Origin of the sequence: Priestia megaterium (genome assembly GCF_041941685.1) — a bacterium.
Taxonomy (GTDB): domain Bacteria; phylum Bacillota; class Bacilli; order Bacillales; family Bacillaceae_H; genus Priestia; species Priestia megaterium_C.
On sequence record NZ_CP130958.1, the window covers coordinates 4,745,193 to 4,760,973 of the forward strand.

The 15,781-nt window shown below is 42.8% G+C and carries 7 protein-coding genes, 20 tRNA genes and 3 rRNA genes; 3 read left to right on the plus strand and 27 right to left on the minus strand.

Annotated features, from left to right (window positions below; genetic code table 11):
• The 27 genes from glgA to Q5794_RS25225 all read right to left on the minus strand — a co-directional run bounded on the left by glgA (position 1) and on the right by Q5794_RS25225 (position 12,604).
• Positions 1 to 1,431 (minus strand): glycogen synthase GlgA, encoded by a 1,431-nt coding sequence (gene glgA / locus Q5794_RS25095; RefSeq protein WP_192995487.1) that lies wholly within the window; start codon positions 1,429 to 1,431, stop codon positions 1 to 3.
• Entirely contained in the window at positions 1,428 to 2,453 is a 1,026-nt protein-coding gene (locus Q5794_RS25100) for a glucose-1-phosphate adenylyltransferase family protein (protein ID WP_192995485.1), read from the minus strand. The genes glgA and Q5794_RS25100 overlap by 4 nt, the downstream gene beginning before the upstream one ends.
• A 22-nt stretch (positions 2,454 to 2,475) precedes the next feature.
• Positions 2,476 to 3,627, minus strand: a complete 1,152-nt coding sequence (locus Q5794_RS25105; RefSeq protein ID WP_374988524.1) for a glucose-1-phosphate adenylyltransferase — start codon at positions 3,625 to 3,627, stop codon at positions 2,476 to 2,478.
• A complete protein-coding gene (gene glgB / locus Q5794_RS25110; protein ID WP_374988525.1) occupies positions 3,578 to 5,539 on the minus strand; it encodes a 1,4-alpha-glucan branching protein GlgB in 1,962 nt (653 codons plus the stop codon). Before glgB ends, Q5794_RS25105 begins: the two co-directional genes overlap by 50 nt.
• Before the next feature lie 293 nt (positions 5,540 to 5,832).
• A tRNA-Glu gene (locus Q5794_RS25115) sits at positions 5,833 to 5,904 on the minus strand.
• Between the two features lie 20 nt (positions 5,905 to 5,924).
• Positions 5,925 to 6,015, minus strand: a tRNA-Ser gene (locus Q5794_RS25120).
• A 3-nt stretch (positions 6,016 to 6,018) separates the two neighbouring features.
• A tRNA-Asn gene (locus tag Q5794_RS25125) sits at positions 6,019 to 6,093 on the minus strand.
• Between the two features lie 3 nt (positions 6,094 to 6,096).
• A tRNA-Ile gene (locus Q5794_RS25130) sits at positions 6,097 to 6,173 on the minus strand.
• A gap of 6 nt (positions 6,174 to 6,179) precedes the next feature.
• Positions 6,180 to 6,253: transfer RNA gene (locus Q5794_RS25135), tRNA-Gly, on the minus strand.
• 11 nt (positions 6,254 to 6,264) lie between these two features.
• Positions 6,265 to 6,340 (minus strand) — tRNA-His (locus tag Q5794_RS25140).
• Positions 6,341 to 6,350: 10 nt separating this feature from the next.
• Positions 6,351 to 6,426: transfer RNA gene (locus Q5794_RS25145), tRNA-Phe, on the minus strand.
• A gap of 15 nt (positions 6,427 to 6,441) precedes the next feature.
• Positions 6,442 to 6,517 (minus strand) — tRNA-Asp (locus Q5794_RS25150).
• Positions 6,518 to 6,521: 4 nt separating this feature from the next.
• Positions 6,522 to 6,598: transfer RNA gene (locus Q5794_RS25155), tRNA-Met, on the minus strand.
• A gap of 25 nt (positions 6,599 to 6,623) precedes the next feature.
• Positions 6,624 to 6,716, minus strand: a tRNA-Ser gene (locus tag Q5794_RS25160).
• A gap of 27 nt (positions 6,717 to 6,743) precedes the next feature.
• A tRNA-Met gene (locus tag Q5794_RS25165) sits at positions 6,744 to 6,820 on the minus strand.
• 30 nt (positions 6,821 to 6,850) lie between these two features.
• Positions 6,851 to 6,926 (minus strand) — tRNA-Ala (locus Q5794_RS25170).
• A gap of 5 nt (positions 6,927 to 6,931) precedes the next feature.
• A tRNA-Pro gene (locus Q5794_RS25175) sits at positions 6,932 to 7,008 on the minus strand.
• A gap of 4 nt (positions 7,009 to 7,012) precedes the next feature.
• Positions 7,013 to 7,089: transfer RNA gene (locus Q5794_RS25180), tRNA-Arg, on the minus strand.
• Positions 7,090 to 7,098: 9 nt separating this feature from the next.
• Positions 7,099 to 7,187 (minus strand) — tRNA-Leu (locus Q5794_RS25185).
• 14 nt (positions 7,188 to 7,201) lie between these two features.
• Positions 7,202 to 7,276: transfer RNA gene (locus Q5794_RS25190), tRNA-Gly, on the minus strand.
• Positions 7,277 to 7,299: 23 nt separating this feature from the next.
• Positions 7,300 to 7,381, minus strand: a tRNA-Leu gene (locus tag Q5794_RS25195).
• A 13-nt stretch (positions 7,382 to 7,394) separates the two neighbouring features.
• A tRNA-Lys gene (locus Q5794_RS25200) sits at positions 7,395 to 7,470 on the minus strand.
• Positions 7,471 to 7,478: 8 nt separating this feature from the next.
• A tRNA-Thr gene (locus Q5794_RS25205) sits at positions 7,479 to 7,554 on the minus strand.
• A 26-nt stretch (positions 7,555 to 7,580) separates the two neighbouring features.
• Positions 7,581 to 7,656 (minus strand) — tRNA-Val (locus Q5794_RS25210).
• A 9-nt stretch (positions 7,657 to 7,665) separates the two neighbouring features.
• Positions 7,666 to 7,781 (minus strand): 5S ribosomal RNA (rrf, locus tag Q5794_RS25215).
• Positions 7,782 to 7,890: 109 nt separating this feature from the next.
• Positions 7,891 to 10,826: ribosomal RNA gene (locus Q5794_RS25220) — 23S ribosomal RNA — on the minus strand.
• 226 nt (positions 10,827 to 11,052) lie between these two features.
• Positions 11,053 to 12,604 (minus strand): 16S ribosomal RNA (locus Q5794_RS25225).
• Together the 16S, 23S and 5S rRNA genes with 20 tRNA genes alongside form the textbook arrangement of a ribosomal RNA operon.
• 353 nt (positions 12,605 to 12,957) lie before the next feature.
• Here Q5794_RS25225 and Q5794_RS25230 point away from each other — a divergent pair.
• From Q5794_RS25230 to Q5794_RS25240, 3 genes are all read left to right on the plus strand, one after another.
• Positions 12,958 to 13,152: a hypothetical protein gene (locus Q5794_RS25230; protein ID WP_374988526.1), complete on the plus strand. Its 195-nt coding sequence runs from the start codon at positions 12,958 to 12,960 to the stop codon at positions 13,150 to 13,152.
• 238 nt (positions 13,153 to 13,390) lie between these two features.
• Positions 13,391 to 14,977 carry an AMP-binding protein gene (locus Q5794_RS25235; RefSeq protein ID WP_374988527.1) on the plus strand — a complete coding sequence of 529 codons (1,587 nt, stop codon included), beginning with the start codon at positions 13,391 to 13,393 and terminating at the stop codon, positions 14,975 to 14,977.
• Positions 14,978 to 15,096: 119 nt separating this feature from the next.
• Positions 15,097 to 15,774, plus strand: a complete 678-nt coding sequence (locus Q5794_RS25240; protein WP_013059577.1) for an MgtC/SapB family protein — start codon at positions 15,097 to 15,099, stop codon at positions 15,772 to 15,774.
• Positions 15,775 to 15,781 lie beyond the last annotated feature (7 nt).

The following is a 15,781-nucleotide window of genomic DNA, read 5'->3' on the forward strand; positions in this document are numbered from 1 at the left end:
TCACGATGGAGTAGATGTCAAATTTGAATACAATTGATTATACTTAAATGCCGATTGCCCCCAGCTATAATCCTGACTCATAGCATCCATCATTAATTTTTTCCATACATCTTTCTGGTGATAAAATGAAACAGCTCTTTCTAACGTATGAAGCATGTCATGAGCATTATAATTCTTAAAAGAGAAGCCATTTCCCTCTCCGCTATATTCATTATAAGCTTTGACCGTGTCATTCAGGCCGCCCGTTTCACGCACGACTGGAATGGTTCCATATTTTAAGGCTATTAATTGTCCGAGTCCGCAAGGCTCAAAACGGGAAGGCATTAAAAATAAATCCGTACCGGCATAAACTTTATGAGCAAGTTCTTCATTAAAACCAATAATAGCTTTTACTTGTTGCGGGTACGTATCTTCCATCTCACGGAAAAACTGCTCAAACTCGTGTTCTCCAGTTCCTAAAATAACAACTTGGGCTCCTAAGTTAACCGTCTCATGGAAAACGTGCTTAACTAAATCCAATCCCTTCTGCTGAGTTAACCTTGTAACCATCGAAATAATTGGAACATCCTTATTTTCTTCTAATTCAAGATAGCGCTGGAGCTCTTTTTTATTTTTATATTTTCCTTCAATCTCTTTTACCGAATAAGGATAAGATATAAGCTGATCTGCGTCTGGGCTATAAGCTTCTTCATCGATTCCATTTACAATCCCAATTAAATCTTGATTTCGCTGACGCAATAACCCATCTAAACTTTCTCCGTAATATGGCATTTGAATTTCATCTCGATATGTAGGACTTACCGTGGTAATTTTATCAGCTGATACAAGAGCAGCTTTCATAAAATTAATATTCCCATAAAACTCGAGCTGGCTTGTAGTAAAATAATAATCATTTAAATTTAATAACTCATATAAATTGCTCTTAGGGAAAATTCCTTGGAATTGCAAGTTATGAATCGTAAAGACCGTCTGAATATGATCATACATATCATAATTAGCACGAAGTAAAAATGGAATCATAGCCGTATGCCAGTCGTGACAATGAATAATATCAGGCTCATTCTCTAAAAATGGGATAGCTTCAAGCACGGCTCTGCTGAAAAAAGCAAATCGTTCAGCGTCATCGTAGTGCCCATATAAGCTATCTCTTTTAAAATAATATTCATTATCAATGAATATATATTTAACGCCATCCATCGTTAACGATTCAATTCCGCAGTACTGTCTTCTCCACCCAACCTGCACATGAATAACTTTTTCAAGAACCATTTCATCTTGATAATGTTGAGGAATCGTTCCGTACTTTGGCATGACTACACATACGTTCGTTCCTAACTTTTTTAATTCTTTAGGCAGGGCACCAGCTACGTCTGCTAATCCTCCTGTTTTAATAAAAGGTACACATTCTGATACAGCAAATAATACATTCACGACTTCATCAACGCTCCTTGAGTTGTTCCTTTAGCAATGACTCTAGGTAGACCTGACTCACCTAGCAACGTTTCATTACTTCCTATTTTCACATCTTTGTCTAAAACAACATTTTCTAATACACTATTTTCTAAAATAACGCCTTTTTGCATCACAATGCTATTCTTAACGACCGTACCTTTTCCAATTTTAACGCCTCGGAAGATAATACTATTTTCCACATGCCCTTCAATCACGCACCCGTTTGCGATCATTGAGTTTTTCACAACCGCTTTTTTTGCGTAACGAGTAGGCGGTTCATCTTTTACTTTAGTGAAAACAGGACGTTCGTTGATAAATAACTGCTTCCAGACATCTGGAGATAAAATTTCCATACTTGTTTTATAGTAGGCATCTAGGCTAGAAATCTCAGCCGTATATCCATGGTGCTCATACTTTTCTACACGATGAGATTGTGCCATATATCGAACCATTTCTTTAATCGTATAAAAATCATGGGATTCATTTTGCAAAATATTAACTAGAATAGATTTATTAATAATATACATATTAAGCGATTTATCACCCTGCTTCATTTCAGTAATATCTGCATTTGAATCAATATGACGTTGCAGCACGTGCTCAAAGTCAACTGTACATATCGTATAACTATTCGCAATTAATACGTATTCCTGCTTACTTCTTAAGAAATAATCAATATGATAACGGAACTGCGTGAATAGTGATGGACTTTCTAAGTGTAAATCACTTGTCATAGGAGGGAAGATAAACAATCCATCTCGCTTCCGATCCAAATCCCACTCTTTTCCTGAACCTATATGATCCATCAATGCGCGATAGCGATCACGAGGAAAAATGGCAACGCTCGAAATTCCGGAGTTCACCATATTAGAAAGCGTAAAATCGATTAATCGATAGCGCCCTGCAAAAGGAATAGCAGCAATCGATCTATAAAAGGTTAAAGGCTGCAGCGCTGTTGTGTTTGTACAAGCATCAATAATACCAAGCATTTGATTATTCAATGTCGTTCATCCTCTCTGTTCGTTAAATGCATTTAGCAACTGATTCAATCAATTCTTGAGTAACAAGAATTACTTCTTCGCTTCCTTTGGTCGGTCGAATAATAGTACCGTCTGGAACTTCAATGTCCGATGGAACAATTGCGTTTTCAATATATACGTTAGAACCTATCTTTGCAGTAGGCATGACAACCGTTTTCTTGACCTCAGAACCTGAGCCGATTTGTACACCTGGAAATAACACGGACTGCTCTACGTTTCCTTCAACAACGCACCCTTCATTTACTAATGACTCCACCACGCAGGCGTTTGGCGCGATATATTGAGGAGGCTGATTAGGGTTAACAGAGTATACTTTCCATGAAGAGTCAAATAAATTAAGCTCGTCTTTATCACATAACAAATCCATATTCGCTTCCCACAAGCTTTTTACAGTTCCTACATCTTTCCAATAACCTTGGAATGGGTATGCAATTAGCTTTTTCTTTTCATCTAGTAAAAGCGGAATAACATCTTTACCAAAATCATGGCTTGAATATGGATTGCGTGCATCCATTTCTAAATATTCTTTTAAAATACTCCATTTAAAAATATAAATCCCCATGGAAGCTAGATTGTTTTTAGGACGCTGAGGCTTTTCATCGAACTCCATTACGTCTAGGTCACTATTTGTATTTAAAATACCAAAACGGCTCGTTTCCTCCCAAGGTACTTCAATAACAGAAATCGTTACGTCTGCTTCTTTGTTTATATGATAATCAAGCATATTTTCATAGTTCATTTTATAAATGTGATCACCTGATAGAATCAGTACGTACTCAGGATCATATTGTGTTAAATAGTTTAAATTTTCATAAATAGCACTAGCCGTCCCTTTATACCACTTTACTCCATCTGACTCCGCGTATGGAGGCAATACCGTGACGCCACCATTCCGTCGATCCAAATCCCAAGCGCTTCCAATTCCAATGTATGAATTGAGAACTAGCGGTTGGTATTGTGTTAACACACCTACTGTTTCAATACCTGAATTTGTACAATTACTTAAAGCAAAATCAATAATTCGATACTTACCACCAAATGGTACAGCTGGCTTTGCTAGATTTTTTGTAAGTGAACTTAGCCGACTACCTTTTCCTCCTGCCAATAACATCGCTACGCATTTCTTTTTTAACATGTTGTTTTCTCTCCCCTCGTTTTCTCTTTGCTCGTAGTATACTAATGCCAAACGGCGGAATATTCATTTCAATGCAAAAAGGTTGGCCGTGAAACGATTCATCCACTGATTTTAATGCCTTTTTATTTACAATGCCTGAACCGCCGTAAACTTCGTCATCACTGTTAATAACTTCAATGTACTCTGTCTCAACTGGAACTCCAACTTTGTAAGAATGATATGGATGCTCAGAAAAATTGCTAACAACTATAAAAATCTCCTGATTTTCTTTCGACTTACGAATAAAAGAGAAAATTTGTTGATGATGGTTGTTAACATCAATCCATTCAAATCCATCTGGATTATGGTCTAATTCATATAAAGGCTTGCTTCTCTTATAAATCTTGATGAGATCCTTCATATATCCGTTAAGATTGCGATGCATATCAAAATCATAAAGCATCCAATCCAACTCCTCTAAATCTTTCCACTCATCAAATTGGCCAAACTCTCCGCCCATAAATAAAAGCTTTTTCCCAGGGTGTGCAAAGAAATATCCATATAGCAGTCGAAGCTGTGCAAACTTGCGCCAGTAATCACCTGGCATTTTATTAAGTAATGATTTTTTCCCATGTACGACTTCATCATGAGAAAGCGGCAAAATAAAGTTTTCGTTAAACGCATACATTAGTGAAAAGGTCATTTTATCGTGAAGATAGGGACGTCTTTCCACGCCAGCTTCCATGTATGTTAAAACGTCATTCATCCATCCCATGTTCCACTTATAATTAAAGCCTAAACCGCCCTCATACGTAGGTGCTGTAACAAGCGGCCAGTCCGTTGAATCTTCTGCCATCATTAATATCGTTTCATCAGATTCAAAAACAGCTTCATTCAACTTTTTCAAGAAGCTGACAGCTCCATCATTCACTGCTTTTCCAGAAGAATTTTGCCAATAAAGCATATTGGCTACAGCATCTACTCTAAATCCATCTATATGGAAGTACTCCAACCAAAACAAAGCGTTCGAAATCAGAAAACTTTGTACTTCAGGCTTTCCTAAATCGAAATTAGCTGTTCCCCAAACGTAGTTTTCACGATCGGGTTCTTTTTTGTATTCATAAGTAGGTTCTCCATCGAACATATACAGACCATGTTCATCCTTACAAAAATGCCCAGGTACCCAGTCTAAAAGAACCCCTATATTGTTTTGATGACACTCATCTATAAAGTTCATCAACTCTTTAGGTGTACCGTATCGACTGGTAGCAGAATAGTATCCAATTCCTTGATATCCCCAGGATCGGTCGAGCGGATGCTCAATGACTGGTAATAACTCAATATGTGTAAAACCTTGTTCAGCAATATAAGGAATAAGCTCCTGTGCTAATTCACTATATGTATAAAGGCTGCCATCTTCATGAGTCCTCCAAGACCCTGCATGCAGCTCGTAAATACACAGTGGTCTTTCATATATATTTTGCTGTTTTTTCTTTCTACGCCAATATTGATCGTTCCATTTGTACCCCTCCAATGAGTAAACAATAGACGCAGTGTTCGGACGCACTTCACTGAAGAAAGCGTATGGATCTGCTTTTAATTTTTTTTGATTGCTTTGCGTGATGATTTCATATTTATAAATAGTCCCTTGTTCTAACTCAGGGATAAATGTCATCCAAATACCTTCTTCATTAACTTTAACCATTGAATGTTGAAAACCGCTCCATTTATTAAAATCACCTACAACGCTTACACCCTTTGCATGAGGTGCCCACACGCAAAATCGTACGCCTTCAATTCCTTCTACCGTTACCTGATGCGCACCGAAAATCGAGTAACTGCGAAATAAGTTTCCTTCGTGATACAAATGAACATCAAATTCAGTAGGCTGAACCGCTAGATTCACTTTTGCCACCCCTTTAACTTTAAACATAATATACGCACATAATATACGCTTCTTACCACTCATTCCCTTTTACAGTAAAAACATAAACCTTTTCTACAAATATAATAGAATAAATGTTCTTTAAAATTACTCTTTATCCCATACTCTTCATACTTTATTACTTTATGAATAATTCCATATGATATAGGGAAAATCCTGCTTAAAACTTACTTTTTATTCTGAAAATTCATGGTAATTATTCCTAACTATTATTTCTGTTTACTTAATCTTTAAAAAAGCGCAAATAAAAAAGGTTTGCATATTTGCAAACCTTTTTAAGATGACCCGTACGGGATTCGAACCCGTGTTACCGCCGTGAAAGGGCGGTGTCTTAACCGCTTGACCAACGGGCCATATTTAAATTTAAAACGACTGGCGGAGAAGGAGGGATTTGAACCCTCGCGCCGCTTACACGACCTACACCCTTAGCAGGGGCGCCTCTTCAGCCACTTGAGTACTTCTCCATATGGCTCCACAGGTAGGACTCGAACCTACGACCGATCGGTTAACAGCCGATAGCTCTACCACTGAGCTACTGTGGAATATGGTGGGCCTAAGTGGACTCGAACCACCGACCTCACGCTTATCAGGCGTGCGCTCTAACCAGCTGAGCTATAGGCCCTTCATTTGGAGCGGGTGATGAGAATCGAACTCACGACATCAGCTTGGAAGGCTGAGGTTTTACCACTAAACTACACCCGCGTTACTTAAGATGGGGCGACTGATGGGAATCGAACCCACGAATGCCGGAACCACAATCCGGTGCGTTAACCACTTCGCCACAATCGCCGTCTTAAAATGGTGGCTCGGGACGGAATCGAACCGCCGACACAAGGATTTTCAGTCCTTTGCTCTACCAACTGAGCTACCGAGCCTTATTAAATTTAAAATGGCGGTCCCGACGGGAATCGAACCCGCGATCTCCTGCGTGACAGGCAGGCATGTTAACCGCTACACCACGGGACCACTTTGGTTGCGGGGACAGGATTTGAACCTGCGACCTTCGGGTTATGAGCCCGACGAGCTACCGAACTGCTCCACCCCGCGATGATATGAATATGATATAAATAAATGGCGGAGGAAGAGGGATTCGAACCCCCGCGGGCTTTAACACCCCTGTCGGTTTTCAAGACCGATCCCTTCAGCCGGACTTGGGTATTCCTCCGTATATTTATAACAAATGTAAATTATATGGTAGCGGCGGAGGGAGTCGAACCCACGACCTCACGGGTATGAACCGTACGCTCTAGCCAGCTGAGCTACACCGCCATATTATTCGTTACAATTATTCAGTTTAATTGGTGGAGCCTAGCGGGATCGAACCGCTGACCTCCTGCGTGCAAGGCAGGCGCTCTCCCAGCTGAGCTAAGGCCCCATAAATGGTCGGGAAGACAGGATTCGAACCTGCGACCCCTTGGTCCCAAACCAAGTGCTCTACCAAGCTGAGCTACTTCCCGTTTATGGCGCGCCCGAGAGGAGTCGAACCCCTAACCTTTTGATCCGTAGTCAAACGCTCTATCCAATTGAGCTACGGGCGCTTATTAAAATGGTGCCGAGGGCCGGACTTGAACCGGCACGGTAGTCACCTACCGCAGGATTTTAAGTCCTGTGTGTCTGCCAATTCCACCACCCCGGCAGGACTTAGATATGTGGAGCGGAAGACGAGGTTCGAACTCGCGACCCCCACCTTGGCAAGGTGGTGTTCTACCACTGAACTACTTCCGCGCATATATGGAATTAATGAAAGATGCGGGTGAAGGGACTTGAACCCCCACGTCGTAAGACACTAGATCCTAAGTCTAGCGCGTCTGCCAATTCCGCCACACCCGCGTGTGAATATAAATGGTGAGCCATGAAGGACTCGAACCTTCGACCCTCTGATTAAAAGTCAGATGCTCTACCAACTGAGCTAATGGCTCGAAAAAAATGGTGCCGGCAAGAGGACTTGAACCCCCAACCTACTGATTACAAGTCAGTTGCTCTACCAATTGAGCTACACCGGCGTGCAATCTCTGACTTAAATAGTCGATGGTGGAGGATGACGGGATCGAACCGCCGACCCCCTGCTTGTAAGGCAGGTGCTCTCCCAGCTGAGCTAATCCTCCGATATATAAGCCTGGCAACGTCCTACTCTCACAGGGACAAAGTCCCAACTACCATTGGCGCTAAAGAGCTTAACTTCCGTGTTCGGTATGGGAACGGGTGTGACCTCTTCGCTATCGCCACCAGACATATTATATTGTACACTATTTTATAAAGAAAGCAATACTTTTTTTCGAAAGATTTATTCTTTCAAAACTAGATAACAGTTCGCTGAGTAAAGCTTACGCTTTTAAAGTTTGGTTAAGTCCTCGATCGATTAGTATCAGTCAGCTACACATGTCGCCACGCTTCCACCTCTGACCTATCAACCTGATCATCTTTCAGGGATCTTACTAGCTTGCGCTATGGGAAATCTCATCTTGAGGGGGGCTTCATGCTTAGATGCTTTCAGCACTTATCCCGTCCACACATAGCTACCCAGCGATGCCTTTGGCAAGACAACTGGTACACCAGCGGTGTGTCCATCCCGGTCCTCTCGTACTAAGGACAGCTCCTCTCAAATTTCCTACGCCCACGACGGATAGGGACCGAACTGTCTCACGACGTTCTGAACCCAGCTCGCGTACCGCTTTAATGGGCGAACAGCCCAACCCTTGGGACCGACTACAGCCCCAGGATGCGATGAGCCGACATCGAGGTGCCAAACCTCCCCGTCGATGTGGACTCTTGGGGGAGATAAGCCTGTTATCCCCGGGGTAGCTTTTATCCGTTGAGCGATGGCCCTTCCATGCGGAACCACCGGATCACTAAGCCCGACTTTCGTCCCTGCTCGACTTGTAGGTCTCGCAGTCAAGCTCCCTTGTGCCTTTACACTCTACGAATGATTTCCAACCATTCTGAGGGAACCTTTGGGCGCCTCCGTTACATTTTAGGAGGCGACCGCCCCAGTCAAACTGCCCACCTGACACTGTCTCCCGGCCCGATTAGGGCCGCGGGTTAGAATTTCAATACAGCCAGGGTAGTATCCCACCGACGCCTCCACCGAAGCTAGCGCTCCGGCTTCTCAGGCTCCTACCTATCCTGTACAAGCTGTACCAAAATTCAATATCAGGCTACAGTAAAGCTCCACGGGGTCTTTCCGTCCTGTCGCGGGTAACCTGCATCTTCACAGGTACTATAATTTCACCGAGTCTCTCGTTGAGACAGTGCCCAGATCGTTACGCCTTTCGTGCGGGTCGGAACTTACCCGACAAGGAATTTCGCTACCTTAGGACCGTTATAGTTACGGCCGCCGTTTACTGGGGCTTCGATTCAGAGCTTCTCCCAAAGGATAACCCCTCCTCTTAACCTTCCAGCACCGGGCAGGCGTCAGCCCCTATACTTCGCCTTGCGGCTTCGCAGAGACCTGTGTTTTTGCTAAACAGTCGCCTGGGCCTATTCACTGCGGCTCTCTCGGGCTATACACCCTACCAGAGCACCCCTTCTCCCGAAGTTACGGGGTCATTTTGCCGAGTTCCTTAACGAGAGTTCTCTCGATCACCTTAGGATTCTCTCCTCGCCTACCTGTGTCGGTTTGCGGTACGGGCACCTCCCGCCTCGCTAGAGGCTTTTCTTGGCAGTGTGGAATCAGGAACTTCGGTACTATAATTCCCTCGTCATCACAGCTCAGCCTTTATGATGAGCGGATTTGCCTACTCATCAGCCTAACTGCTTGAACGCGCATATCCAGCAGCGCGCTTACCCTATCCTACTGCGTCCCCCCATTACTCAAACGGCGGGGAGGTGGTACAGGAATATCAACCTGTTGGCCATCGCCTACGCTTTTCAGCCTCGGCTTAGGTCCCGACTAACCCTGAGCGGACGAGCCTTCCTCAGGAAACCTTAGGCATTCGGTGGACAAGATTCTCACTTGTCTTTCGCTACTCATACCGGCATTCTCACTTCTAAGCGCTCCACCAGTCCTTACGGTCTGACTTCACTGCACTTAGAACGCTCTCCTACCACTGACATCAAAGATGTCAATCCACAGCTTCGGTGATACGTTTAGCCCCGGTACATTTTCGGCGCAGAGTCACTCGACCAGTGAGCTATTACGCACTCTTTAAATGGTGGCTGCTTCTAAGCCAACATCCTGGTTGTCTAAGCAACTCCACATCCTTTTCCACTTAACGTATACTTGGGGACCTTAGCTGGTGGTCTGGGCTGTTTCCCTTTTGACTACGGATCTTATCACTCGCAGTCTGACTCCCATGGATAAGTCTTTGGCATTCGGAGTTTGACTGAATTCGGTAACCCGTTGGGGGCCCCTAGTCCAATCAGTGCTCTACCTCCAAGACTCTCACAACATGAGGCTAGCCCTAAAGCTATTTCGGAGAGAACCAGCTATCTCCAGGTTCGATTGGAATTTCTCCGCTACCCACACCTCATCCCCGCACTTTTCAACGTGCGTGGGTTCGGGCCTCCATTCAGTGTTACCTGAACTTCACCCTGGACATGGGTAGATCACCTGGTTTCGGGTCTACAACCACATACTGAACGCCCTATTCAGACTCGCTTTCGCTACGGCTCCGCCTTATCAGCTTAACCTTGCATGGGATCGTAACTCGCCGGTTCATTCTACAAAAGGCACGCCATCACCCGTTAACGGGCTCTGACTACTTGTAGGCACACGGTTTCAGGATCTCTTTCACTCCCCTTCCGGGGTGCTTTTCACCTTTCCCTCACGGTACTGGTTCACTATCGGTCACTAGGTAGTATTTAGCCTTGGGAGATGGTCCTCCCAGCTTCCGACGGAATTTCACGTGTTCCGCCGTACTCAGGATCCACTCAAGAGGGAACGAAGTTTCAACTACAGGGTTGTTACCTTCTTCGACGGACCTTTCCAGGTCGCTTCATTTACTTCGTTCCTTTGTAACTCCGTATAGAGTGTCCTACAACCCCAAGAGGCAAGCCTCTTGGTTTGGGCTAATTCCGTTTCGCTCGCCGCTACTCAGGAAATCGCATTTGCTTTCTCTTCCTCCGGGTACTTAGATGTTTCAGTTCCCCGGGTCTGCCTTCAATATCCTATGTATTCAGATAAAGATACTGTTCCATTACGAACAGCGGGTTTCCCCATTCGGAAATCTCCGGATCAAAGCTCACTTACAGCTCCCCGAAGCATATCGGTGTTAGTCCCGTCCTTCATCGGCTCCTAGTGCCAAGGCATTCACCGTGTGCCCTTTCTAACTTAACCATTAGCGAATAAATGGTACAACATAATGTTGTGTTATTTATTGGTTTAATTAAAGAAAAGTTTCACTTTTCCTCAGCAATTACTGTTATCTAGTTTTCAAAGAACAATCGCAACCAAAATTCTTCTTATCTAATTAAGAAGAAAGTAGTGTGCTTTCTATAATTGAGAGATTGAACTCTCAAAACTGAACAAAGTGTCAAAACGTACGTCATGTAAAAATCCTTAGAAAGGAGGTGATCCAGCCGCACCTTCCGATACGGCTACCTTGTTACGACTTCACCCCAATCATCTGTCCCACCTTAGGCGGCTAGCTCCTTACGGTTACTCCACCGACTTCGGGTGTTACAAACTCTCGTGGTGTGACGGGCGGTGTGTACAAGGCCCGGGAACGTATTCACCGCGGCATGCTGATCCGCGATTACTAGCGATTCCAGCTTCATGTAGGCGAGTTGCAGCCTACAATCCGAACTGAGAATGGTTTTATGGGATTGGCTTGACCTCGCGGTCTTGCAGCCCTTTGTACCATCCATTGTAGCACGTGTGTAGCCCAGGTCATAAGGGGCATGATGATTTGACGTCATCCCCACCTTCCTCCGGTTTGTCACCGGCAGTCACCTTAGAGTGCCCAACTAAATGCTGGCAACTAAGATCAAGGGTTGCGCTCGTTGCGGGACTTAACCCAACATCTCACGACACGAGCTGACGACAACCATGCACCACCTGTCACTCTGTCCCCCGAAGGGGAACGCTCTATCTCTAGAGTTGTCAGAGGATGTCAAGACCTGGTAAGGTTCTTCGCGTTGCTTCGAATTAAACCACATGCTCCACCGCTTGTGCGGGCCCCCGTCAATTCCTTTGAGTTTCAGTCTTGCGACCGTACTCCCCAGGCGGAGTGCTTAATGCGTTAGCTGCAGCACTAAAGGGCGGAAACCCTCTAACACTTAGCACTCATCGTTTACGGCGTGGACTACCAGGGTATCTAATCCTGTTTGCTCCCCACGCTTTCGCGCCTCAGCGTCAGTTACAGACCAAAAAGCCGCCTTCGCCACTGGTGTTCCTCCACATCTCTACGCATTTCACCGCTACACGTGGAATTCCGCTTTTCTCTTCTGCACTCAAGTTCCCCAGTTTCCAATGACCCTCCACGGTTGAGCCGTGGGCTTTCACATCAGACTTAAGAAACCGCCTGCGCGCGCTTTACGCCCAATAATTCCGGATAACGCTTGCCACCTACGTATTACCGCGGCTGCTGGCACGTAGTTAGCCGTGGCTTTCTGGTTAGGTACCGTCAAGGTACAAGCAGTTACTCTTGTACTTGTTCTTCCCTAACAACAGAGTTTTACGACCCGAAAGCCTTCATCACTCACGCGGCGTTGCTCCGTCAGACTTTCGTCCATTGCGGAAGATTCCCTACTGCTGCCTCCCGTAGGAGTCTGGGCCGTGTCTCAGTCCCAGTGTGGCCGATCACCCTCTCAGGTCGGCTATGCATCGTTGCCTTGGTGAGCCGTTACCTCACCAACTAGCTAATGCACCGCGGGCCCATCTGTAAGTGATAGCCGAAACCATCTTTCAATCATCCCCCATGAAGGAGAAGATCCTATCCGGTATTAGCTTCGGTTTCCCGAAGTTATCCCAGTCTTACAGGCAGGTTGCCCACGTGTTACTCACCCGTCCGCCGCTAACGTCATAGAAGCAAGCTTCTAATCAGTTCGCTCGACTTGCATGTATTAGGCACGCCGCCAGCGTTCATCCTGAGCCAGGATCAAACTCTCCGAAGAAATGTTTGATTGCTCATATAAAATAAAAAAAATTAACGTTGACGTTTGTCGCTTTGTTCAGTTTTCAAAGTTCAACCGCCGCTCTTAAGCGACTTTACCATTATAACAAGTTGCAACCTAGTTGTCAACAAGTTTTTTCATTTGTTTATCACTTCGATGTTTGCTTTAGCAGTTCACCTTAGCGACATTTAATAATATACCATGCCTTCTTTTATTGTGCAATAGTTTTTCGATATATTTTTAAAAACTATTTTCTTGTAAACGAAACGTTAGCCAATTAATAGATACTAGCATATCTAGACCCACACTAGCATAATGTCTATTAAATCATTATCCGCCAAGGAGGCGTTCACTTGGATACCTTAATTGCAGCTGCACTCTATTTGTCCTTTTGTATGTCTATTCTCTTAATTTCAATTGCTTATTGGGAATCAATTCAAATGTCTAATAAAGAAGGGAAAGTCAACGGCCTTTCATTTATTTCACTTTCAACATTCAGCATGATTTTTTGTTTGTTTACTTCATATTTTTATACCATTCTTTATTAACATGCGTTGTCTTCTTATAAAAAGGAGACATTTCTTTATTTTATTACAATATTCGCATTCAGTATACTTACTTATTGAAATCAATGCGATAAATTCAGTTACTTCTCTTCTTCATACGTACGATGGACAGTGAAGGAATTTGTCGAATGATTTTTTGGAACACTTTCATTAAATTTGATAAACTACTTTTAGAAAACGCTTCCATATATACTTTAACATTATTCAAGGAGGAAACCAAATGAAACCATTGCTTGAATTAACGGTTGGAGAACTTTTAAAAGAAAGTACAAAAAAGTTTGGGCATCAAGAAGCGGTTATCTACTCTGAACAAAATATTCGCTATACGTACGCGGAATTTTATCAAGAAACCTCTCGAGTTGCAAAGGCACTTCTAGCCACCGGTCTCAAAAAAGGCGACCATATCGCTATCTGGGCTACCAATGTGCCGGAATGGTTGCTTCTTCAATTCGCAGCAGCTAGAATAGGCGCTGTTTTGGTTACCCTTAATACAAGTTATCAATCCTCTGAATTAGAGTATGTATTGAGTCATTCTGATACAACAGCGCTATTTTTCATTGATGAATTTAAAAGCACTTCTTATACGTCTATTATCACCAGTATTGAACATAATCTTCCCAAACTAAAATATCTTATAAACTTAAGTGGATCAAGCGAACATACATCTTGGAACGAGTTTTTAATGAGTAGCTTAATGGTATCGGATGAGGTTCTCGATAAGCATGAACAATCCCTACATATCCATGATGTTATCAATATGCAATATACTTCCGGAACAACAGGTTTTCCAAAAGGAGTTATGCTAAGTCACCATAATATAGTAAACAACAGCTTTTTAGTTGCTCAGTCTATGAAACTGACTAACGAAGACCGCTTATGCATCCCAGTTCCTTTCTTTCATTGCTTTGGATGTGTGCTGGGTGTTCTAGCATGCGTATCTGTAGGTGCTACTATGCTACCGATTATTGAATTTCAACCTGCCTCTGTTTTACGCACCGTAGAGAAAGAAAAATGTACAGCTCTTCACGGTGTACCAACTATGTTTATTGCGGAATTAAATACACTTGAGTTTAATCAATATGATTTATCTACTCTTCGCACAGGAATCATGGCTGGTTCTAATTGTCCAGCAGAAGTAATGAAACGAGTCATACATGACATGGGCATCAATGAAATTACGATCGCCTATGGTCAAACCGAAACATCTCCTGTAATCACCCAAACAACTCCAACTGATTCTATCGAGCGGCGAGTACAAACGGTTGGCAAAGTTCATAATCATGTACAGATTCAAATTATTAATCCAGTTACAGGTAAACCCGCTTCTTTAGGAGAACAAGGAGAACTTTGTGCAAAAGGATATTTAACAATGAAAGGGTATTATAAAATGCCGGAAGAAACAGAAAAAACAATTGTAGAAGGTTGGCTACATACAGGAGATTTAGCTACCATCGATAAGGATGGCTATGTAAAAATTACAGGACGTCTAAAAGATATGATTATTAGAGGCGGAGAAAACATTTACCCAAGAGAGATTGAAGAGTTTTTATATAGAATACCTCAGGTAGAAGATGTGCAAATTGTCGGTATTCCTGATCCAAAGTATGGAGAACGAGTTGCTGCATGCATTAAACTCAAGCAACATTCTTTTCTTACCGCTCAAGAAATCAAAGACTTTTGCAAAGGTAAGCTTGCTCATTTCAAAATTCCGGAACATATTTATTTTATAGACGACTTTCCCATGACGGCATCCGGCAAGATTCAAAAATATAAATTAAAAGAAAAGATCGTAGCGCTTTATAAATAATCAGATTTTTTTGAATTTAACCTGTCATTATGAAGAAAAGTTTACTATACTGATACATATCTGTTTTTCTTCTTTCATACAGATATAAACAACAATGTTTATTGAAATAGGTGAAAATAATGGAAAATGAAATGTTGCTCAAATTAGGTATTTCCGCTGTACTTGGTCTTATTATTGGAATTGAAAGGGAACTAAAACGAAAGCCTGTTGGTTTAAAAACATCTCTCGTAATTTCCATTATTAGCTGTTTACTCACGATTGTTTCGATTGAGTCTTCTCAAATCTTTAATAAAGGTGATCACATCACAATGGACCCGCTTCGTCTGGCCGCTCAAATTGTTTCTGGAATTGGTTTTTTAGGGGCGGGTGTCATTTTACGAAAAGAAAATGACAGCATCTCAGGGCTTACAACAGCGGCTATTATCTGGGGAGCAGCAGGTATAGGCATTGCTGTAGGTGCAGGGTTTTATCCTGAAGCTATTACCGGAGTTGTACTGCTTATCATCAGCGTTGAACTTCTTCCCTTCCTTATTACTATTTTAGGGCCTAGACAACTGCGCGAGAAAGAGCTTATTCTTCAACTCAAGCTGGCGGATAAGCACAATATCTTTGATACAACTAATAGCATTAGAGAAAAGAATATTACAATTAAAAATATTCGAATCAAAGATTTAGACACCAATGAATTGTATATACGAATGAAAGTGTCAGTTAATAACCAGCGCCCTACTACAGAAGTGTATTACGAAATTCAAAAAATCAGCGGTATTCGAAGCATTGAAGTTGAAAATGTATAAATAAAAA

Bases quoted from the DNA above. Each gene is read 5' to 3' on its own strand.
- Q5794_RS25235 (WP_374988527.1), top strand. From the start codon at position 13,391: ATGAAACCATTGCTTGAATTAACGGTTGGAGAACTTTTAAAAGAAAGT.
- Q5794_RS25105 (WP_374988524.1), bottom strand. From the start codon at position 3,627: ATGTTAAAAAAGAAATGCGTAGCGATGTTATTGGCAGGAGGAAAAGGT.
- glgB (WP_374988525.1), bottom strand. From the start codon at position 5,539: ATGTTTAAAGTTAAAGGGGTGGCAAAAGTGAATCTAGCGGTTCAGCCT.
- Q5794_RS25240 (WP_013059577.1), top strand. From the start codon at position 15,097: ATGGAAAATGAAATGTTGCTCAAATTAGGTATTTCCGCTGTACTTGGT.